The 20,862-nt window shown below is 58.9% G+C and carries 19 protein-coding genes and 1 tRNA gene; 13 read left to right on the forward strand and 7 right to left on the reverse strand.

Annotated elements, in window-relative coordinates; genetic code table 11:
* Positions 1 to 122 precede the first annotated feature (122 nt).
* Together ACW8PS_RS12865 and ACW8PS_RS12870 are read right to left on the reverse strand one after the other, a co-directional pair.
* Positions 123 to 530 carry a YbaN family protein gene (locus ACW8PS_RS12865; protein WP_491527856.1) on the reverse strand — a complete coding sequence of 136 codons (408 nt, stop codon included), beginning with the start codon at positions 528 to 530 and terminating at the stop codon, positions 123 to 125.
* Positions 527 to 1,078 carry a pseudouridine synthase gene (locus tag ACW8PS_RS12870; protein WP_491527857.1) on the reverse strand — a complete coding sequence of 184 codons (552 nt, stop codon included), beginning with the start codon at positions 1,076 to 1,078 and terminating at the stop codon, positions 527 to 529. Before ACW8PS_RS12870 ends, ACW8PS_RS12865 begins: the two co-directional genes overlap by 4 nt.
* 137 nt (positions 1,079 to 1,215) lie before the next feature.
* Between ACW8PS_RS12870 and ACW8PS_RS12875 the strand changes: the two genes are divergently transcribed.
* Both ACW8PS_RS12875 and argE read left to right on the forward strand, forming a co-directional pair.
* The gene (locus ACW8PS_RS12875; protein WP_491527858.1) at positions 1,216 to 2,400 is read left to right on the forward strand and encodes a M24 family metallopeptidase; all 1,185 of its coding nucleotides are present in this window, start codon (positions 1,216 to 1,218) and stop codon (positions 2,398 to 2,400) included.
* Positions 2,397 to 3,554, forward strand: a complete 1,158-nt coding sequence (gene argE, locus ACW8PS_RS12880; protein WP_491527859.1) for an acetylornithine deacetylase — start codon at positions 2,397 to 2,399, stop codon at positions 3,552 to 3,554. Before ACW8PS_RS12875 ends, argE begins: the two co-directional genes overlap by 4 nt.
* 62 nt (positions 3,555 to 3,616) lie before the next feature.
* On the opposite strand, the gene ACW8PS_RS12885 is transcribed toward argE, so the two are convergent.
* Positions 3,617 to 4,765 carry an acyl-CoA dehydrogenase family protein gene (locus tag ACW8PS_RS12885; protein WP_491527860.1) on the reverse strand — a complete coding sequence of 383 codons (1,149 nt, stop codon included), beginning with the start codon at positions 4,763 to 4,765 and terminating at the stop codon, positions 3,617 to 3,619.
* A 59-nt stretch (positions 4,766 to 4,824) separates the two neighbouring features.
* A complete protein-coding gene (locus ACW8PS_RS12890) occupies positions 4,825 to 5,265 on the reverse strand; it encodes a MarR family winged helix-turn-helix transcriptional regulator (RefSeq protein WP_491527861.1) in 441 nt (146 codons plus the stop codon).
* Positions 5,266 to 5,368: 103 nt separating this feature from the next.
* Here ACW8PS_RS12890 and ACW8PS_RS12895 point away from each other — a divergent pair, with 103 nt between their 5' ends.
* The 6 genes from ACW8PS_RS12895 to fahA all read left to right on the forward strand — a co-directional run bounded on the left by ACW8PS_RS12895 (position 5,369) and on the right by fahA (position 11,460).
* Positions 5,369 to 6,319 carry an MBL fold metallo-hydrolase gene (locus ACW8PS_RS12895; RefSeq protein ID WP_491527863.1) on the forward strand — a complete coding sequence of 317 codons (951 nt, stop codon included), beginning with the start codon at positions 5,369 to 5,371 and terminating at the stop codon, positions 6,317 to 6,319.
* A gap of 28 nt (positions 6,320 to 6,347) precedes the next feature.
* Positions 6,348 to 7,970 (forward strand): FAD-dependent oxidoreductase, encoded by a 1,623-nt coding sequence (locus ACW8PS_RS12900; protein WP_491527864.1) that lies wholly within the window; start codon positions 6,348 to 6,350, stop codon positions 7,968 to 7,970.
* Between the two features lie 3 nt (positions 7,971 to 7,973).
* The gene (locus ACW8PS_RS12905) at positions 7,974 to 8,168 is read left to right on the forward strand and encodes a DUF2783 domain-containing protein (protein WP_491527865.1); all 195 of its coding nucleotides are present in this window, start codon (positions 7,974 to 7,976) and stop codon (positions 8,166 to 8,168) included.
* Between the two features lie 4 nt (positions 8,169 to 8,172).
* Entirely contained in the window at positions 8,173 to 8,715 is a 543-nt protein-coding gene (locus ACW8PS_RS12910; protein ID WP_491527866.1) for a VOC family protein, read from the forward strand.
* A 48-nt stretch (positions 8,716 to 8,763) separates the two neighbouring features.
* Positions 8,764 to 10,134, forward strand: a complete 1,371-nt coding sequence (gene hmgA, locus ACW8PS_RS12915; RefSeq protein ID WP_491527867.1) for a homogentisate 1,2-dioxygenase — start codon at positions 8,764 to 8,766, stop codon at positions 10,132 to 10,134.
* Between the two features lie 63 nt (positions 10,135 to 10,197).
* Positions 10,198 to 11,460 carry a fumarylacetoacetase gene (gene fahA, locus ACW8PS_RS12920; protein WP_491527868.1) on the forward strand — a complete coding sequence of 421 codons (1,263 nt, stop codon included), beginning with the start codon at positions 10,198 to 10,200 and terminating at the stop codon, positions 11,458 to 11,460.
* 181 nt (positions 11,461 to 11,641) lie between these two features.
* Here fahA and ACW8PS_RS12925 read toward each other — a convergent pair whose 3' ends face one another.
* Complete coding sequence (locus tag ACW8PS_RS12925; protein ID WP_491527869.1) at positions 11,642 to 12,625, reverse strand: response regulator; 984 nt, start codon at positions 12,623 to 12,625, stop codon at positions 11,642 to 11,644.
* 603 nt (positions 12,626 to 13,228) lie between these two features.
* On the opposite strand from ACW8PS_RS12925, the gene ACW8PS_RS12930 reads away from it, so the two are divergent.
* The 5 genes from ACW8PS_RS12930 (at position 13,229) to ACW8PS_RS12950 (ending at position 19,249) form a co-directional block, all read left to right on the forward strand.
* Positions 13,229 to 14,236 carry a response regulator gene (locus ACW8PS_RS12930; RefSeq protein ID WP_491527870.1) on the forward strand — a complete coding sequence of 336 codons (1,008 nt, stop codon included), beginning with the start codon at positions 13,229 to 13,231 and terminating at the stop codon, positions 14,234 to 14,236.
* 16 nt (positions 14,237 to 14,252) lie between these two features.
* Positions 14,253 to 14,609 carry an Hpt domain-containing protein gene (locus ACW8PS_RS12935; RefSeq protein ID WP_491527871.1) on the forward strand — a complete coding sequence of 119 codons (357 nt, stop codon included), beginning with the start codon at positions 14,253 to 14,255 and terminating at the stop codon, positions 14,607 to 14,609.
* A 114-nt stretch (positions 14,610 to 14,723) separates the two neighbouring features.
* A complete protein-coding gene (locus tag ACW8PS_RS12940) occupies positions 14,724 to 16,790 on the forward strand; it encodes an ATP-binding protein (protein WP_491527872.1) in 2,067 nt (688 codons plus the stop codon).
* A 287-nt stretch (positions 16,791 to 17,077) separates the two neighbouring features.
* Positions 17,078 to 18,841 (forward strand): ATP-binding protein, encoded by a 1,764-nt coding sequence (locus ACW8PS_RS12945; protein WP_491527874.1) that lies wholly within the window; start codon positions 17,078 to 17,080, stop codon positions 18,839 to 18,841.
* 15 nt (positions 18,842 to 18,856) lie between these two features.
* The gene (locus tag ACW8PS_RS12950) at positions 18,857 to 19,249 is read left to right on the forward strand and encodes a response regulator (RefSeq protein WP_491527875.1); all 393 of its coding nucleotides are present in this window, start codon (positions 18,857 to 18,859) and stop codon (positions 19,247 to 19,249) included.
* Between the two features lie 221 nt (positions 19,250 to 19,470).
* On the opposite strand, the gene ACW8PS_RS12955 is transcribed toward ACW8PS_RS12950, so the two are convergent.
* Both ACW8PS_RS12955 and ACW8PS_RS12960 read right to left on the reverse strand, forming a co-directional pair.
* A tRNA-Gln gene (locus tag ACW8PS_RS12955) sits at positions 19,471 to 19,545 on the reverse strand.
* Positions 19,546 to 19,618: 73 nt separating this feature from the next.
* Positions 19,619 to 20,862: mechanosensitive ion channel domain-containing protein (locus ACW8PS_RS12960; RefSeq protein WP_491527877.1), on the reverse strand; the 1,244-nt coding region annotated here is incomplete at its 5' end.

Genomic DNA, 20,862 nt, shown 5'->3' on the forward strand with positions numbered 1-20,862 from the left:
GGGGGCGCCCCCTTGGGCGGTTTTTTTTTTTTGTGTGGGGGGGGGTTGCGCCGCCCCCCCCCCCCCGGGTGGGGGCCCTGCCCCCACACCCCCGAGGTATTTCAGCCAAGATGAAATATGGCTCAGTCGCCGTTTGGACGGGTCAGGATAAAGGTCGCCGCGCCGCCCATTGCGAGCGCCTGGACCAGCAGGATCACCGGGCCGAAGCCTGACAGAAGGCTGACCATGAAGATCAGGGCCATCGCCGTGCAGGCCAGGATCTTGTGACGCGGCCGGATCGCACCGTTGGTTTCCCAATCGCGGATCGGGCCGCCGAAGATCGGATGATCCAGCAGCCATTGTTTCAATCGCGGGGAGCTTTTGCCGAAAGCGAAGGCGGCGAGAATGAGGAAGGGCGTCGTCGGCAGCACCGGCAGCACCACACCGATGAAGCCGAGCACGACACAAGACCAGCCCAGGATCAGCCAGGACAGTTTGTGCAGGCGGTGTCTTGTCATGCCGCGCCGGGCGGGGTGTAAATCACCGGTCATGCTGCACCATGTGCCCATTGCCCGGGGGCCAGCCCGTCCAGCCGCCAGGGTCCGATCTGCCAGCGCACCAGGCGCAACGTCGGCAGGCCGACCGCCGCCGTCATCCGCCGCACCTGACGGTTGCGGCCTTCGGTAAGGGTGATCTCGATCCAGGCATCGGGGACGGTTTTTCGAAACCGCACCGGAGGCGTGCGCGGCCAGAGATCGGGCGGCTCGATCAGGCGCGCCCTGGCCGGGCGGGTCGGGCCATCTTTCAACGTGACGCCATTTTCCAGCGCGGCAAGCTGGGCCGCATCGGGCCTGCCTTCGACCTGCACCAGATAGGTCTTGGGCATTTTTGCCCGCGGGCTGGTGATGCGGGCCTGCAATGGGCCGTTATCGGTGAGGATCATCAACCCCTCGCTGTCGCGGTCCAGCCGTCCGGCCGGATAGATGCCGGGCAGGTCGATGAAATCCGACAATGTGCGCCGGGGCGTGCCGGCGCTGCCCTTGTCGGTGAATTGCGACAGCACGTCATGGGGTTTGTTGAAAAGGATCAGCAGGGACATGGGCATGGGCCATTGGGGGGTAGTGCATTCTTTGGCTCATTGGTCGCAATCAGGCAAGGGTCTGTCCCAAAAGGCTCTTGCCCGGCCGCGTGATATGGCTGAGCGTGGCGGCGAGTGTTTTGCAAAAGGATCAAGCCATGCCCGCCGGTGCCACCGCGTTTTCGACCGCCGAATATGACCGCCGCATTGCCCTGACCCGCGCCGCGATGGCACGCGCCGGGCTGGAGGCGATCTTTGTCACCGATCCGTCGAACCAGGCCTGGCTGACGGGCTATGACGGCTGGTCCTTCTATGTCCATCAGGGCGTGATCCTGAAGCAGGAAGGCGCGCCGGTCTGGTGGGGGCGCCAAATGGATGCTGTCGGTGCCGGGCGGACCTGCTGGATGGAGGCCGACCAGATTGTCGGTTACGGCGATCACTATGTGCAATCGACCGAGCGCCACCCGATGCAGGATCTGGCGGCGCATATGCGCGCGTTGGGGCTGGAACGGGCCCGCATCGGGGTCGAGATGGAGAATTATTATTACTCGGCCAAGGCGCATGAAGTTCTGCTGGCCGAGCTGCCCGATGCACGGATCGAGGATGCGACAGCGCTGGTCAATTGGCAGCGGCTGGTGAAATCGGAGGCCGAGCTTGGCTTTATCAGGAAGGCGGCGCGGATTTCTTCGCATATCACCCGGGTCGCGATCGACAAGGCGGAGCCGGGTCTGCGCAAGAATGATCTGGTGGCGGCGATCTACCATGCCGCGATAACCGGCGTTGATGATATCTGGGGTGATTACCCGGCCATTGTGCCGCTGGTGCCTTCGGGCCTGGATGCCACCGCCGCGCATCTGACCTGGAACGGTGATCAGATGCGGGCAGGCGAAGCCACGTTTTTTGAGTTGTCCGGCGTCTATCGCCGCTACCATGCGCCGCTCTGCCGGACCGTGTTTCTGGGCCGGCCAGGGCCGGAGGTGCGGAACGCCGAAGCCGCCCAGATCGAAGGCATCGAGGCCGGGCTGGAGGCGGCGCGCGCCGGCAACCGGACCTGCGATATCGCCAATGCCTTCATGGCGGTTCTGGCCCGTGCCGGTATCCACCGCGAGGGGCGCATGGGCTATGCCATCGGCCTGTCCTACCCGCCCGACTGGGGCGAACGCACGGCTTCGATCCGGCCCGAGGATACGACTGTGCTGGAACCGGGAATGGTGTTTCATTTCATGCCCGCGCTGTGGATGGAGAGCTGGGGGCTGGAGACCACCGAAACCATCGTGATCACCGATAGCGGCGGGCCTGAGGTGCTGTCGGATGTCGAGCGCAAACTGTTCGTGAAACCATGACCGGTTTGCCGGAAACCACCGCCTTGCTGGCCGAGTTGATCGGATTTCCCACGGTTTCGACCGACAGCAACCTTGCCATCATCGCCCATCTGGCGGCCCGGCTGGAGGGGGCGGGGGCCGCAGTCGAGATCCTGCATGACGACAGCGGCACCAAGGCCAATCTGTGGGCCCGGATCGGCCCGGATGTGGCGGGCGGCATCCTTTTGTCGGGCCATAGCGATGTGGTGCCGGTCGCCGATCAGACCTGGGCCAGCGACCCTTTTGACATGCATGAGGCGGAGGGCAGGCTCTATGGCCGCGGCACCTGTGACATGAAGGGGTTCATCGCCGCCGCCGTCGCCATGGCCCCTCTCTTTGCAGAACGCGCGCAGGCCCGGCCGATCTATTTTTCCTTCAGCCATGATGAGGAAACCGGCTGTTTGGGGGCGCAGGCGCTGGTGGAACAATTGCGTGGCCGGGCGGTGCTGCCGAAGCTGGCCATCGTGGGGGAGCCGACACGCATGCGGGTGATCGAGGGGCATAAGGGCTGTTATGAATATTCGACGCATTTCACCGGCATGGAGGGGCATGGGTCATCGCCCGATCTGGGGGTCAATGCGGTGGAATACGCGGCGCGCTATGTCGGCCGTTTGCTGGAGTTGAAAGACCAGTTGCAGGCCCGCGCCCCCGCAGCCAGCCGGTTCGAGCCGCCCTGGAGCACGATCAATACCGGCGCGGTGCAGGGCGGTGTGGCGCATAACGTCATTGCCGGTCGCGCCCGCGTCGATTGGGAGATGCGCCCGGTGCAGAAATCGGATGCGGATTTCGTGAAGGAGGATCTGGCGAATTATTGCACCCACACGCTGATACCCGCGATGCAGGCGGTGCATCCGGGTGCCGGGATTGAAGCCGAGACCATCGCCGAGGTTGAAGGGCTGGAACCCGCCACAAAGAACGAAGCGCGCGATCTGGCGATGGAACTGACCGGGGCAAATGGCGCGGGGCTGGTGCCGTTCGGAACCGAGGCGGGGCTGTTTCAGGGGCTGGGAATGTCGGTCGTGCTGTGCGGGCCGGGCTCGATTGATCAGGCCCATAAGCCGGATGAATATCTTGAGATCAGCCAGTTGGATGCATGTCTGGGGATGCTGGAGCGGTTGAGCCGGAGGTTGGGGTAGGGCGGGTTTTGTAAGTTGGGCCATGGCGCATGGCGGTGCCCATAAAGATCGCGCTGCGCCCGTCAGTCCCGGTCCAGCCCGCGCGCGATCAGTTCCTTCATGATTTCATTGGTGCCGCCATAGATTTTCTGCACCCGCGCATCGGCGTAAAGTTCTGCTATAAGATATTCGTTCATATAGCCATATCCTCCATGCAGTTGCAGGCATTCATCGACGATCTCGCATTGCGCCTGACTGCCCCACCATTTTGCCATCGCGGCCCTTTCGGCGGTCAGGGTTCCGGCTTCCAGTTCCATCAGGCATCGATCGAGAAAGGCGGCCATGATCTCGATCTTGGTGGCGGCTTCGGCCAGTTTGAACCGGGTGTTCTGGAAATCCATGATCCGCTGGCCGAAGGCCTTGCGTTCGCGCACATAATCCAGCGTCACCTTGAGCGCACATTCGGATGCGCCAAGCGCGCCATAGCCCAGGATCAGACGTTCCCAGGGCAATTGCTGCATCAGTTGATAGAAACCCTGCCCCTCAGTATCGCCCAACAGATGCGTGCGCGGAATGCGGGCGTTTTCAAAATTGAGCTCGGCGGTGTCATTGCGGCGCATCCCCATCTTGTCGAGCTTGCGGCCGGTGCTGAACCCTTCCAGCCCCTTGGTTTCCACAACCATCAAGGACACACCTTTTGAGCGCGATCCCGGATCGGTCTTGACCACAAGAATGATCAGATCCGCGCTGGCACCATTGGTGATGAAGGTTTTGGACCCGGTGATGCGGTATTCATTGCCATCCGCAATGGCGGCGGTTTTGATGGCCTGCAGATCCGACCCGGTGCCCGGTTCCGTCATCGCAATCGCTGCCACCATATCGCCGCTGGCCAATTGCGGCAGCCATCGCGCGCGCTGCTGTTCGGTGCCATATTCCGCAATGTAATGGGTGGCGATGTTGTGGACGGAAAAGCCCCAGCCACTATCGCCGATCCGGGCCTGTTCCAGAATGGTGACCACGTCGAACGGGTATGACAGGCCAAGCCCGCCATGGGCCTGCGGAATGGTCGCGCCCAGAATGCCCAGATCGCCAGCCTTTTTCCAGAACGCCCTGGGGATGCAGCCATCGGCTTTCCACTGGTCGCGGTTGGGCTGAAATTCCGCGCTCAGAAACCGCCGCACGGTATCGGAATAAGCCCTTGTGTCCTCGGTCATCCATGATTGTTCAGCCATGATATGCTCCTGCGCCGATTTGCCTGATGGTGGCGGGTGCCAGAGCTTTGGGCAAGGCTTCAGTCGGTGGCGACGCCGATTGCAGCCTCGAGCGCCAACAGGGCGCGATCCAGCGCGGCGCGGTCTTCTGGCGCGATCCGATCTAGAATGCGGGCTTCCTGGGCGCGCATTGGCCCCACCAGATCACAATAGGCGCGCTGGCCCATGCCGGTCATGCTGATGATCTCGGAGCGCCGATCGGTGACCACCGTTTCGCGCCGGATCCAGCGCCGCAATTCCAGCGACCGCACCGCCCGGCTGACCTTGGTCTTGTGCTGCGCCGAGTGATTGCCAATCGCGGTGGCCGTGGTCGGGCCCAGATCGGCCAGCGCCACCAGAACCCGCCATTCCGGCCGGTTCAGGCCGAACCTGTCCTTGTAGACCGGGCGGATCTCGGCGCTCAACGCTTCCGACAGGCGCGACATCCTGTAGGGCAGGAATTTTTCGAGCGTAAGTCCCATGGAACCCTTGTTAGTTACAAAATCAATAGTCACATATGCAACCAAAACGTGTAACATCGCAAGTAGATTCGGTAATTCGTTGCACAAACAAGGAAAGACAGACATGGCAAAAGGCTTCGCATCCCAGGGCGATATGGCAGAAAAGACCATCAGCTTCACCGAAGTGGGCGAGGGGCTTTATGCCTTTACCGCCGAGGGCGATCCCAATTCGGGCGTGATCATCGGTGATGACAGCGTGATGATCGTCGAGGCGCAGGCCACGCCGCGCCTGGCGCGCATGGTGATTGAAAAACTGCGCGAGGTAACCGACAAGCCGATCAGCCATGTCGTGCTGACGCATTATCACGCGGTTCGGGTATTGGGGGCCTCGGCATTCGGGGCCGATACGATCATCATGTCCGACAAGGCAAGGTCGATGGTGGTGGAACGTGGTCAGGAGGATTGGGACAGCGAGTTTGACCGGTTCCCGCGGCTTTTCGAGGGCCATGAGGAAATCCCCGGCCTGACCTGGCCGACCACGACATTCACCGGCCGGATGTCGGTCTATCTGGGCAAACGCCGGGTCGATATCATGCAGGTCGGCCGCGCCCATACGGCGGGCGATGCGGTCATTCACGTGCCGGATCAGAACGTGATGTTTACCGGCGATATCGTTGAATACCATTCGGCCTGCTATTGCGGCGACGGGCATTTCGGTGACTGGCACCAGACCCTGAACAATATTCGCGCCTACGATCTGGATGCCATCGCGCCCGGCCGTGGCGACGCGCTGATCGGGCGCGACATGGTCAATGCGGCGCTGGATGCGACCGGCGATTTCGTGGCCTCCACCTACCGCCCGGCGGCGCGGGTGGCGCAGGGCGGCGGCACGTTGAAAGAGGCCTGGGACGCGGTGCGCGCCGAATGCGACCCGAAATTCAAGGATTACGCGATCTACGAACATTGCCTGCCTTTCAACGTAGCGCGCGCCTATGACGAGGCTTTGGGCATCGAGACGCCGCGTATCTGGACGGCGGCGCGTGACAAGGAAATGTGGGCCGCCCTGCAAGGGTAAACCGCTGAACCAAAGGGAGGAAACTGCAATGCTCGATGACCGATATTCCCTGGCCTTCAAGCTCTACCCCTATGCGCGGGTGCCCGATCAGGACAAGGACCAGCCCGTGCGCCACCCGGTTGTCGTGATGGGCGGCGGGCCGATCGGCATGGCCATGGCGCTGGATCTGGGGCTGCAGGGCATCCCGGTTCTGGTGCTCGATGACCATGAGGGCATCGGCATGGGGTCGCGCGCGATCTGTTTCTCCAAACGCTGCCTGGAGGTTGCCGACCGCTATGGTTGTGGCGAGCCGATGCTGGACAAGGGCGTGGTCTGGAATGTGGGCAAGGTGTTCCATGATGACCGGCAGGTATTCGAGTTCAACCTGCTGCCCGAAGAGGGCCATAAATTCCCCGCCTTCATCAACCTGCAACAGCCGCTGTTCGAACGCTTCATCATCGACCGGGTCTGGGCCGCGCAAAAGGCCGGTGCCCCGATCGAGATCCGGGGCCGCAACCGGGTCGATGCCGTGCAACCCCATGCCGATCATGTCGTGATCGATGTGATGACGCCCGATGGCCCCTACAAGGTCGAGGCCGAATGGCTGATCGGCTGCGACGGGGCCAGTTCACCGCTGCGCACCATGTTGGGCCAGGGTTTTGAGGGCCGCGTTTTCGAGGATAATTTCCTGATTGCCGATATCCGGATGAAGGCCGATTTCCCGACCGAACGCTGGTTCTGGTTTGAACCGCATTTCAAATCCGGCGCCTCGGCGCTGTTGCACAAGCAGCCCGATGGGGTCTGGCGGATCGACTTTCAGCTTGGCTGGGAAATCGACCGCGAGAAGGAATTGCAGCAGGAAAATATCGACGCCCGTCTGGTCGCCATGTTGGGGGAGGATGTGGAATATGAGATGGTCTGGTCCTCGATCTATACCTTCCAATGCCGCCGGATGACCGAGTTTCGCCATGGCCGGGTGATCTTTGCCGGCGACGCGGCGCATCAGGTGTCGCCCTTTGGCGCGCGCGGTGCCAATTCCGGCATGCAGGATGTCGATAATCTGGGCTGGAAACTGGGGCTGGTGATGGCGGGCCTGGCCCCCGACAGCCTGTTGGACAGCTATTCCGAGGAACGCGGTTTCGGGGCCGATGAAAACATCCTGAATTCGACCCGCGCCACCGATTTCATCACGCCCAAATCCGCCATCAGCAAGACCTTCCGCAATGCCGTGCTGGAGCTGTCCGGGAAGCATGAATTTGCCCGCCCGCTGGTCAATTCCGGCAGGCTCAGCGTGCCCTGCACCTATGACGGGCTCAGCCTGAATGGCCCCGATGCCCTGACCGGTGGCCCGGACGGTGCCCGTGTCGGCAGCGTCTGCCCCGATGCGCCGCTGGGGGACGGTTTCCTGCTGTCGCAGCTTGGCAATCGCTTCACCATCCTGACCATCGACGCGGATGCCCCCGAAATGGTTGAGGAGGATGGCGTGCAGGCCACGCGGCTGGCGGTCTCGGCCAGGGATGACCCCAGTGGCGGGCTGGCGGCCCGGTATCTGGGCGATGCCAGATCGGCGGTTTACCTGATCCGCCCCGATCAACATGTCGCGGCGCGGTGGGACAGCTTTGATGAAACCGCCCTGCGCGCCGCCCTGCGCAAGGCTTGCGGAAAGGATTGAGCCATGGCGCATCTGAACACCAAACCCAATATTGCCGACCCGGATGGGTTCTATGCCGAACTTCTGGCGGTTCACGAGGGTCTGGACGACCAGGACAGCGCCGCGCTCAACGCCCGGCTGATCCTGACGCTGGCCAATCATATTGGCGACCGTGATGTGCTGAAAGAAGCGCTTGCTGTTGCCGCAGGAAAGGAGTGATCCCATGAAGATCGAACAAATCCACCACGTTGCCTATCGCTGCAAGGACGCCAAGCAGACGGTGACCTGGTATAACGAGATGCTCAACATGGATTTCGTGTTGGCAATTGCCGAAGATCACGTGCCCTCGACCCATGAACCAGATCCCTACATGCATATCTTCATGGATGCCGGCAACGGCAATGTGCTGGCGTTTTTCGAACTGCCGACCAAGCCCGAGATGAGCCGCGATCCGAACACGCCGATCTGGGTTCAGCACATTGCCTTCAAGGTCAAGGATCGTGACACGCTGATGCAGTTCAAGGACCATCTGGAGGCCAAGGGTGTCGAGGTTCTGGGTGTCACGGATCATTCCCTCTTCCACTCGATCTATTTCTTCGATCCCAATGGCCACCGGGTCGAACTGGCCTGCCCCGACCCCGAGGAAGAGGACATGCTCAAGCGTATGGATGCGGTGAAATGGGATATGCTGGAGGAATGGAGCCGGACCAAGAAGGCCCCGAAACACGCCGATTGGCTGCATAAGAAAGAATTGGGTAAGGTCTGAGGCGCGCGACCCGCTTTTGCGGGGTCTGGGACGATTGGGAAACATGACATGACCAAACAAACAGAAGACTTCGTCCGGGCGACATCCCGGGCGAAATACAACGAAGGCTATATGCCCGGTTTCGGCAATGATTTTGAAACCGAGGCCGAGGAAGGCGCGCTGCCGATCGGGCAGAACAGCCCGCAGCGCTGCCCCTATGGGCTCTATGCCGAACAGCTTTCGGGCACGCCCTTTACCGCGCCACGCGCCAGCAATGAACGCACCTGGCTGTATCGGATGCGGCCCACGGTGCAGCATATCAGCGATATGGCCCGTATCGACCTGCCATATTTCCGATCGGCCCCCACGGTTGATGAAAGCGGGCTGCCGCTGGCACCGATGCGCTGGGATCCGGCCCCCATTCCGGATGATGCCGGCACGTTTCTGACCGGCATCCGCACCATTGCCACCGGCGGCGATGTGCTGACGCAGGTGGGCTATGCGATCCACACCTATGCCGTGACGGATAGCATGGACAGGGAAGTGTTCTACAACGCCGATGGTGAAATGCTGATCGTGCCCGAGGTCGGGCATTTGCGGTTCTTCACCGAGATGGGCGTGATCGACGCGGGCCCCGGTGAAATCATCGTCATCCCGCGCGGCCTGAAATACAAGGTGCTGCTGAACGGTGACGCCCAGGCGCGCGGCTATATCTGCGAAAACTACGGCGGGGCCTTCACGGTGCCGGAGCGCGGCCCGATCGGGGCCAATTGCATGGCCAATCCGCGCGATTTTCTGACCCCGGTTGCGGCCTATGAACAAAAGGACGGCACCGCCCACCGTGTCACCGTCAAATGGTGCGGCCAGTTCCACGCCTGCGAGATCGACCATTCGCCGCTGGATGTGGTGGCCTGGCATGGCAATTACGCGCCCTATAAATACAATCTGCGGCATTACTCGCCGGTCGGGCCGATCCGCAACGATCATGCCGACCCTTCGATCTTTACCGTGCTGACCGCACCAAGCGCCGAGCCGGGAACCGCCAATATCGATTTTGTGATCTTTCCGCCGCGCTGGCTGGTGGCCGAAGACAGCTTTCGCCCGCCCTGGTATCACATGAACATCATGTCCGAATTCATGGGGCTGATCGAAGGCGTTTATGACGCCAAGCCGCAAGGCTTTGTTCCGGGCGGCATGAGCCTGCATAACATGATGCTGCCGCACGGGCCCGATGCCGATGCGTTCTACGGGGCCTCGCTGAAAAAGCTGGAGCCCGAGAAGCTGGACAACACCATTGCCTTCATGTTCGAAACCCGGTTTCCGCAGCAATTGACCAGATACGCGGCGGAACTGGACACGTTGCAGGTGAAATACCCCGATGTGTGGAAGCCCCTGCGCAACCATTTCGACAAGACCCGCAAGGTCTGGAACGGCGAGTAACTTCTGAGAAACCTGCGGCGGTCCCTGACTGGCGCATTCATGAACAAGATGAAAGGCGAACCGATGTCCGGACGCAACAAGACCCATGACCCCGCCCGCAAAAGCTGGGTCGAAAGCGCCAATACCGGCCAGACGGATTTTCCCATTCAGAACCTGCCGATGGGCGTCTTTTCGCAAGATGGCGGGCACAAGCGGGTGGGTGTCGCCATCGGCGACCGGATCCTTGACCTGACCGCGCTGGAGGCCGCTGGCACCCTGACGCCCGCCGCCGCGCCGGTATTTGCCGATGGCATCCTCAACCCCTTCATGGCGCTGCCGCAACCCGTTTGGTCCGACACCCGCGCCGCCATCGCGGACCTTCTGGATGCCGAGGGCGGTGATACGTCCCTGCCGCTGGTCGCGCAGGCCGATGCCAGGCTGCACCTGCCCATTTTCGTGCGCAGTTTCACCGATTTCTATGCCTCGAAGGAACATGCCACCAATGTCGGCACCATGTTCCGTGACCCTGACAATGCGCTGATGCCGAACTGGCTGCATATTCCCATCGGCTATAACGGGCGCGCCTCGACTGTGGTGGTCTCGGGCACGCCGATTCACCGGCCCAATGGCCAGTTGAAGGGCCCGCAGGATGACAGCCCCCGGTTCGGCCCTTGTGCAAAACTGGATATCGAATTGGAACTTGGGGCCATCATTGGCACGCCGAACCCGATGGGAACGCCGGTCAGCGCTGCGGATGCCTATGACAACATCTTTGGCTATGTGCTGCTGAACGATTGGTCGGCCCGCGATATTCAGGTTTGGGAATATCAGCCGCTGGGACCGTTTCAATCCAAGGCTTTCGGCAGCTCGATCAGCGCCTGGGTGGTGATGCGCGAGGCGCTGGAGCCGTTTCGCACCGCCGCACCTGAGCGGGTCAAACCGCTGCTGCCCTACCTGACCGAGGACAGCCCCAATAATTTCGATATCGACATGAGCATATCGCTGGCCCCTGAGGGGCGTGCGCCGACCGTCATCAGCCGGACGAATTACAGGAACATGTATTATTCCTCGACCCTGCAACTGGTCCATCACGCGTCATCGGGCTGCGCGATGGAGACCGGTGACCTGCTGGGGTCCGGCACCATCTCCGGAACCACCGCGGACAGTTTCGGGTCGCTGCTGGAACTGACATGGAACGGGCGTGACCCGCTTCAGGTTGATGGCGGCACGCGGACATTCCTTGAGGATGGCGACACCGTTACCCTGACCGGCCAGTGCAACGGCGAGTACCGGATCGGGTTTGGCACCTGCACCACGCAGATCCTGCCTGCGCCTGACTTCGGCTAAGGGGCGCACGCCATGCCAGCCCGGGGTCGGGTGCCATAGCGGCGCAGAGAAATGCGGTAGCCCGATATTGCGCTTGCACCCGAGGGCACCCACGGACGGTAAAGGTCTGGCACCTCAGTCTTTTCTGGCGGACTGAACGGATATTCAGGTATTCCGTGAATGTCGAAGCGCAGCTGAGGGATCAGGTTTCGGACATTTCAAAACCGTGCGGTTGGGTCTCTTCTTCGACTTGATGCGACCGGCCAGTGGTCTCATCGAATTGCGTCAATGAGGTTCGATAGGCCCGGATTTCGTCGGCGGTCTGAGAGGCTGTCCAGAATCTCCGATCGGACAGGGATGCCACTCCAACCGAGACGCCATGCAGGCTCAACGCGTTTGCCCGTGGAATTCGCAAAGCCTGCAGGATCTCGTCAATCACATTGACTGTCGTCCAGAACCGCCTGCCTTGAACGAGGCCGATGAACCGGCCACCACCCAGATATGCGAAGGAGAATTCATAGTTCTTGAGTGATCTCGAGATTTCCTGGGCCGCGTCGCCGAGGACGTCACTGCAATCCTTTGGCGACAGGGTTTCCGCGAGAGCATCAAACCCCTGAACCTTGAAGCCCAGAACATGCAGGATGTAATAGCCGCTGCGGTTTCGCAGCATGTGGTTCTCGATGACATGCGAGTTTGTCAGGCCCCGAACCTTTTCCATCGATGGCAGTTGTTCGGTTTCCGGAGCAAGATCTTCGGACAGGCAACTGACGCTGAACTCGCTCATCGTCAGTTGTTGTCCGGAGTTCAGGCTATCGTTCAGCATTCTCGCCATCCGGATCCGGGCCCCGAGTTCGAGACCATCCAGCGGCTTGTTCAGGAAATCGGTCGCGCCGGCATCAAAGCACTGTTGGATCAGGGATTTCTGGTGCAACGCCGTAACCATGATAATGGGAGTAGCGCGGAATCGTATGGTTGAGCGCAGGTCCTCGCACAGCTCGACGCCGTTGATATCGGGCATCTCCACGTCCAGAAGGAAACAGTCGAAATCCGCATCCTTTTGGTTCACGACACTCAATGCTTCCTCCGCTGATCCGGCACACACGACATCGCGATATCCCGCGTCGCCCAACACTGCGACCAACAGATCCAGGAAATGCTGGTCATCATCTACCGCTAAAATCTTCAAGGCTCTCTCTCCTCGTGTGGAAACGTTCAACTGACGTCTGAGCAGCGGTTGGAGGCGTGGCACCGGACCTGCCCGGCCCAATTCCAACATGCATCTTTCTACTGCTAGTTCCGGTTTTCATCTTTTTCTGGCAAACAATGCGTTAACATTAAGAAAAAATTGAGATGGTCCGATCCGAATTGATTAAGAATGGTTAATACGGGCGCTGATCGAATGAGTTTGCCCGAAATCAGGTCCCTATATCGAGAGGCGGTTGGGTGGATGCCCTTTCGACGCGGGCACCTGGACCTGATCAGATGGCCAATGCGCCCATTCCAAACGTCTCTTCTTACATGTTCCATCCCGGTGATCACCGGCTCTGGGCGATCCGTGCATTTCATGGCGAGATCGCTGCTGAGGGGCATTCAGGACGCAGTGATGCCATGCGGTTCCATTCAGGAATGCCGACCCGACACGTATTTGGCCGGACGTTATGAAACCGACGGTTTGATCACCGGAAGGCGGAAAGGAAACGTGATTTGGCAACTGGTAAGAAATATGTGCCCACGTTAACCTTTTGGTCAAAGTTTGGCCATGATCTTCAATATAGTTAATAGCAACTTGATGACCAGTGACACGAATTGCGGAAGTCCGATCATGCAAACACAAAAGAACATGCGTATCCTTGCGGTCGATGATGAGGTGATCTTCCTCGACATTTTGCACACGCTGTTTACGTGTCAAGGATATCAGCAAAACATCCGTGCCCAGTCTGGTGCCGAAGCACTTGGGCTTTTGCGTGACCCGGACCAGCAGTTCGACTGCATCCTGTTGGACATTCAAATGCCCGGCATGAACGGCATTGAACTTTGTAAAAAAATCCGCAGCATGCCCAAATATGCGTCCACGCCGATCCTTATGCTGACATCCCTGTCCGAGCGGATATATATCGACCAGGCATTCGGCGCGGGGGCCTCGGATTACATTACCAAACCGATCAATGATGTGGAACTGAACGCGCGGATGCGTTCCGCCTTTAACTCGATCACCGAGAAGAAGCAGATCGAGGCTCTGACCTGGCAGGTTCAGACAAGTTCTGTCGATCAGGTCGGGCTCAGTTTTTCGGATCCGATCGCGCTGCCTGAGGTCGAAGATCTCATGGGTTTTCTGGCTATGCAGAATTACCTGCTGACTCTCGGCAGTCTCCGTTCCAATGCGTGGCTGGCCGTCGGGTTTCACATCATGGGCGCTGCCCGGTTCTTCGCCAATTCACACCCAAGAGACTATCTCGACATGGTTCAGGATGTCGGTATTGCGATCCGAGACGGATTGAAGACGCGGCGGTTCTTGCTGTCTTACGCGGGCAACGGAGAATTTGTTGCGCTGATCGACAAGAAATCCCCGATAGACCCTGACGAGTTTCAGGACCGCCTGAAGGATTTCATCGAACCCTTCAGGGAGTTCCATCTGGCCGGCTCGGGTCAGTCGGTTGATATCTGCGTCGGAGAACCGTGCGGCAATGCCCTTTTGACATTTGCATCGTCGACTGCGCCGATCGACGCCGCGCTGTTGTCGGCCCGGCACAAGTCAGTGCAGGCGCAATCTGTTGCCAGCTCTATCTTCCAGAAATGAAGGCGGGGGCTGCAACATGATGAGTGGGCAATCTGAAACGTTCGATAAGGCTCTGGCTGAGGTCCGTGAACGTTTCCTGTTCGATCTGGATCAACGCATCTGCGATCTCGAACATCTGAAATCCCACATTTTGAACGGCCCCAACGGCATTGAGGCCGCTCAAGCGGTTGCCATGATGGCACATAAGATTCGCGGCGTGGCACCTACTTTGGGGTTCGCGCAACTGGGAGGCCTTGCGGCATTGGCAGAGGATCAGTTCTCTACCGCAGGCAAGCACCCAAATCTGAATGAGTTCTGGCAGGTCGCTGCGCCTGTGTATGAGGATATGCTTGATGAAATGGAGCGTGTGCAGCCGAATTATTCCATTGGTTGAAGTATGAGTTCGAGAGGCCAACAGGTAAAATGACTGGTCGAAAACAGATGTGTTCCAGTATCCATAAGTCAATTGGGCGGAACGGCATGAACAAAAAAAGGGCGGGGCAAGCCAGTGTTCATTAACAAACTATTCAGCGGGCTCCTCCGCTTCTGTCGGGCAGAATCCGGGCAGAATCTTTTGGTTGTCGTCTTCGTCGGGTCAATCGCGGTCGCTGCATTCGTGACCCTCATCCGCACCGATTATCGCAACGGGCTGGCAGAACAGCGGCTGGATGCCATCGAATATGCCGAACATGTCAGATCTCAAGTCGAGAACACATTGGACAGCTACGGAGTTCTCTCTGAAAGCATTGCGGCCATCCTGGCCGACCGTCCCGATATGTCGCAAGCCGAATTTTTAACGATGGCGCAGAATGTCGGCGTTGGATACCCTGAGGTTCTGAATATCGCGGCGGCACCCGACCTGGTCGTGCGGTATGTGTATCCGCTCGAGCCCAACCGGGACGTGATTGGGCTGGACTACCGCGACGATATTGTCACCCTGGCGGCCATTCAGCGGGCTCGTCGGTATCATCTGCCGGTGTTTTCAGGTCCGCGACCGTTGGTGCAGGGCGGTGACGGCATCATTGTGCGCACGCCGGTTGATATTGATCTCGCCACCACCGGGGATTCCCGGTTTTGGGGCGTGACTGCCATCGCCGTTGAACTCCAGGCCTTTCTGGCGGCCAGCGGCGTGATGGATTCTGAAGACTTGTGGCAATTGTCGATCCGGCGTGTGGTGTCGTCGAGTGACCTGGGAGAAGTGTTTTTTGGTGACCCAGATCTGTTCAGAGCCGGGGCCGTTACCCTTCCCATCAGCCTGCAGGGCCTGGAATGGGAACTGGCATTGGCCCCGACCGGTGGTTGGCTGACCGTGGCGCCAAACCTGTCGCTGATCCGGATCCTTGTCATATCCATTTCCCTCATATTCCTGAGCATTTCCCTATCGTTCATTCGAATGTTTTTTGAACGGGAAAGAGCAAGGCAGCGGCTTCTTCTGGCGATCGAATCGATCGATGACGGCTTCGTCCTCTTTGACGCCGATGAACGGTTGGTGCTGTGCAATCACCGCTACAAGGAAATACACGCGGGTATTGCCGAGTTTCTGGTTCCGGGGCAGAGGTTTCCCGGTATTGTCCGGAGGCCTGCGGCACAGGACAGAAATCCCGTTGGTGGCGATCGCAAGGCCAGATGGATTGCCGAGCAGATGGCGCAATATAACGCCTCGGACGGCGTGGTCGAACGTCGGTTGGGCAATGACACATGGCTGAAAATTTCCAGGCAGCAGACGGCAGATGGCGGGCTGGTCGAACTAAGCACTGACATCACCGAGTTGAAGAACGCAAAGCTTGATGCGGAAGCCGCAAGTGAGGCCAAATCCGAGTTCTTGAACCTGATCAGTCATGAACTGAGGACACCGCTGACGATTGTCCTGGGTTATCTGGCTTTCCTTGCCAGACCCGAGAAGGTTCAGGCCAATATCGCATTGCGAGAGCAACTGACTGAACAGATTGGCGATCAAGACGCAGTCAAAATGCTCTTTGACCAGTCGCTTGAGAACTCCGCGACTATAGCCACGCGTGCGGAAGCGTCGGCCAAACATCTGCTGGACCTGATGGGCGAGATCCTGGACCTGTCCAAAATTGAAAGTGGCGAAATCAAGCTGGATTACGAAGAGATACCGGTCGGGGAAGTCTTGAACGAAATCAGCGAACAGTTCGCCGGACTCGCCAGCAGGAAGGCACTGAAATTGACTGTAACTGGCGATGATTTCCTGGTCCAGGCTGATCGCCTTCGGCTGCGTCAGATCCTGATCAACCTGGTTGCAAATGCGGTGAAATTTACCAAAGCGGGCGAAGTGCGGCTCTGGGCCGACATCAGCGGCGACAATGTCTGGTTTCACGTTGAAGATACCGGCCCCGGTATTCCGGCATCTGATTTCGAGTCGGTCTTCAAGCGGTTCAAACAGCTCGAAGTCTCGTCAACGCGTTCTGAAGGGGGCGTTGGGCTGGGATTGTCGATCTGCAAGCGCCTGGTCGACCTGCATGGCGGGACAATCGAAGTTGAAAGTGAAGTCGGCCTTGGCTCGCATTTCAAGTTTTCGGTGCCGCTGCATGAAAAGTTGAAAGCGGCGGCCTAGGGTCACCTGGGCGTTCGGAACAACTGCATCGAGCCTGGCTCCAGTTCAAGGACGTTCAGTCTGTTTTCTTTTATATTCAACGGCATAAGGGGAAAACTTTACGGAATTTTACAAAACCCCTGTCGGTCAAAATTTGGGCAGCCGCAAGAAAAGAGCCATAATAACATCACGTTTGGGACCGAAAGAGAACCGATTGCAGGGTTAGAAATATTCCGAAGCCAACTCCAGTTGTATGAGATTCGGGACAGGTAACGCCAATGACCCTAAATAGACCATCCAGGGCCGGAATGATCACGCTTATCGTAAGCGCGACCTATCCCTTTTCCTCTGGAGCGGCCGAAACCTTCCAATCGTTGGCCGTGCTTCCATCAGGGTTTTCGGACCTGTCGATGTCAACGCTGGGGTTTGCGATTCTGGCACTTGCTCTGTGCACGTTTGGCGGCTGGGTCGCAGCTCACAAGATCCTCCAGCGGAGATATTCGAAGACAATCAAGAAACTGCAACATCGGTTCAATAATGAGATCCGACTTCTCGATTCTGCGATCGACCAGCATTCCATTGTGAGCGTTGCGGACCGTGACGGGGTGTTTCTCAAGGTGAACAAGAACTTTGAGGACGCGTTCGGCTATTCCAGCGAAGAAATCATCGGAAAATGCACCGCGATTCTCTATGGTCCCGCGGTTGTGGAACAGGCTACGTCGGTTGAACTGGGCGAAGCCAATCCAGCCTCCCGTTTTTCTGATGTCCACAATGCGGTTAAAAATGGGCTGGTCTGGTCGGGCGAACAGTCGCTGCGCCGGGCCAATGGCGAAACCGTCCATATGATGAGCACGATCCTGCCGCATTTCGATGATCAGGGAATCCACGTTCACACGGTCAGCCTGCGCACGGATATCACTCAACAACGGATGGACGAATCTCAGCGGCAATTGACCCGTATGCTTGATGAACTTCAGGACGAGGTCTTTCTGTATGACGTTGATACACTGAAGATTTCCTACATGAACAAGGCAGCTCTGGCACGATGCGAATGGACTGCCGAGGAAGCGCGGAGCAGGACAATCGCGGATACGGCGGCCGATTTCTCGGTCCCCCTTTTTCGGGCGCATGTCGCGCCTTTGATGGATGGGAGCCGCAACGTCGTGTCGATTGAGGTCACCCATGAGAAGGGCCCGGTCGAGATCCGCACACGAATTTCTGTCGGCCCGAATGAGAACGATGTTTTCCTTTCCGTTCTTCGAGACACTTCCGAGCGCAAAAAGCTCAAAGCGGTGAGAATGAACACCTTGGCGACGGTCAGCCATGAATTGCGCACGCCGCTTACCTCCATCAAGGGTGCCCTGCGGTTGATACAATCCGGTGTGGCAGGTGAATTGAACCACGATATCAAGAGCATGATCGACATCGCGTCGCGCAATAGCGACCGTTTGCTGGACATGGTCAATGACATCCTCGTTCTTGAAAAAATAAATGCCAACAAGGTCGATTTCACGTTGGAAGAAACCGACCTTGCGGAACTCATCATGGACGCCGTTTCGATCAACAAGGTGTTCGGCGACGAGCTTGGGGTCAGCTTTGTATATGACCCCTTGCCGCCGCGCGCCCTGGTTGCGGGCAATAGCGACCGGCTGATGCAGGTGATGACGAACCTGATGTCGAATGCGGCAAAATACTCTCCGCCGGGCGGCACCGTTCACGTCGGCGTCAGGAACCGGGGAAAAACCTTGCGGGTCTACGTGACCGACAACGGGCCCGGTGTGCCGGAAGAAGCGCGGGCAACGATATTTGACAGTTTCACCCAGTTTTCGGCAGCTGATGGAACGACCCGATCAGGCACTGGCCTGGGGTTGCAGATCTGCAAGAAGATCGTCGCCCGTCACCATGGCAGGATTTCGTATGAAAGCGACCCCGGGAAAGAGACGACTTTCTATTTCGACCTGCCCAGTTTGGCCGGAGGACCGGAACTGACGGTCATCGAATCGAACAGTCCCTCAAGTCGAAACGAAACAAATTTACTTCACCAGAAAACCGATATGGTCAGCAACGGCTAGGCGAAAGAGGATAAAATGAACGACCTGAAGAAAATTCTGCACGTGGATGATGACCAGGATATCCGGACGATCACTCAGATGTCGCTGGAAATGGTGGGCGGGTTCATTCTGGAGCAATGTGCGTCAGGCAAAGAGGCTCTCATCGTTGCGCCCAAATTCGGACCGGATCTTTTGTTGCTGGACGTCATGATGCCGGAAATGAGCGGCGAACAACTCTGGCATGAATTGATGAAAATGCCGGAGCTTGCCGGCACGCCGGTCATTTTCATGACCGCAAAGGTCGAGAGAAGTTTTCTATCGCATTTGCGGGTGGACGGAGCGCTCGCCATCGTCGAAAAGCCTTTCGATCCCATGGAGTTGAGCCAGCAGATCGTCGAAGCCTGGAACGCCCGCTTGAAAGCAGCTTAGCCGTTTGAGCCCGAGGACTGAACTGCTGCCGGGTTCGAGGCTGTGATCTGCCCCCGGTGGTCCCTCGTTCAAAACGAGATCCTGCGCGAAGCCCCGCCATTGTTAACGGGGTCCGCCTGAAGACCTACGCGCCATTTTCAGTTTCATGGCAGGGGTGATCCCGCCAAAGCACATGACATGTCGGTCGGTGTTGTATTTCCAGAGAATGCAGAGGGAAGGATTGGCTGGGGTGGTAGGATTCGAACCTACGATCTGCAGTACCAAAAACTGTTGCCCTACCGCTAGGCCACACCCCAACTATGCAGCGCTAGTTACGCAAGGTGGGGCGTGGGATCAAGACCTTTCGGGCAAAAAAGCCCGCCCTCATGCCTATTCCTGAGGGGCCTCACGCGCCAGCAGATCATCCGCCGCTGTCTCGGCCCGTTCGGCATCGACGATGCGTTCTAGCTCCTGGGCCTCGTCGGCGTGAACCGGTTGCGCCAGCACCGGCGCGGCCTTGGGCCTGGTCGGGGGCCTGGTCGATGAAGACGCCGCAGCCGGGCCATTGTCGGCGGGTTGGGTGATCAATCGGTAGGTGGGTTCGGGCAGGGTGATGCCGGCCTCTTCCAGGCGGGCCTTGGCCAGGCGGATCGCTTCGCCGCGGGCCATGAACAGACCGGTTTCATGCTGCCTGACCCACCCCGCCGCGGTGATGGTGATCGAGCTGTCGCCGACATCGCCCACCCAGGTCGATGGCCCCGGACTGTCCAGCAGGTAGGGCAGTTCACCCAGAGCCGACAGGATTATGCGCTGCGCATCGGCGATATCGGCATTGGGGTCGATCCCCAGGGTGAAGGTGAACCTGCGTTCGTCATTGCGGGTGAAATTCACGATCCGCGCCTTGAAGACGGTGGCGTTCGGGATGCGGATATGGTTGCCATCGGGTGACAGCAAGATGGTGGCGCGGCTGGTCAGGCGGATGACCCGGCCGGTATCGCCTTCGATCTCGACCAGATCCTTGGGGCGAAAAGGTTGCCGCATCGACAACATGATCGAGGCGATGAAATTTTCCACCGTATCGCGCACGGCAAAACCGATCGCCAGACCGACGATGCCTGCCGCGCCCAGAATAGTGGATAAAAGGGCGGTCAGATTCAACAGATCGAGCGCCAGAACGATGCCCAGAACCACGAATAAAAGTCGCAGGATCTGGCGGTAGATATCGGCGATGAAAGCGTTGGGGGCCAATCTGTCCCATGGGTTTTTACGCCGCGCAATGAAAAAGCCGATCCAGATCACGGCGAGACCCGCCAGAATGGCAATCAGCAAGAGCGGCAGGAAGGCCGTGAATTGTTCGAACCTGATCCAAAGACGTTCCACCGCAGGCGTCAGGCGCTCTATCACATCGGTGGTTTCGGCCACCTCGTTTTCGATCGCCACCACGCCTTCGACCCGGGCCACCAACCCGTTCAGGGCCTCGGCAGTGGCGGCGTCCAATGTGGTGCCGCGCAGGGTGACGATCCCGTCGGAGACATAGACGGCGACAGCATCATAGCCGTCGAGCTGTTGGATGATCTCGCGAATGCGCACGGCCATTGCGGCGTCCTGCTGGACCGAGTTTTCCACCGAAATGA

This window comes from Alterinioella sp. (genome assembly GCF_058343375.1).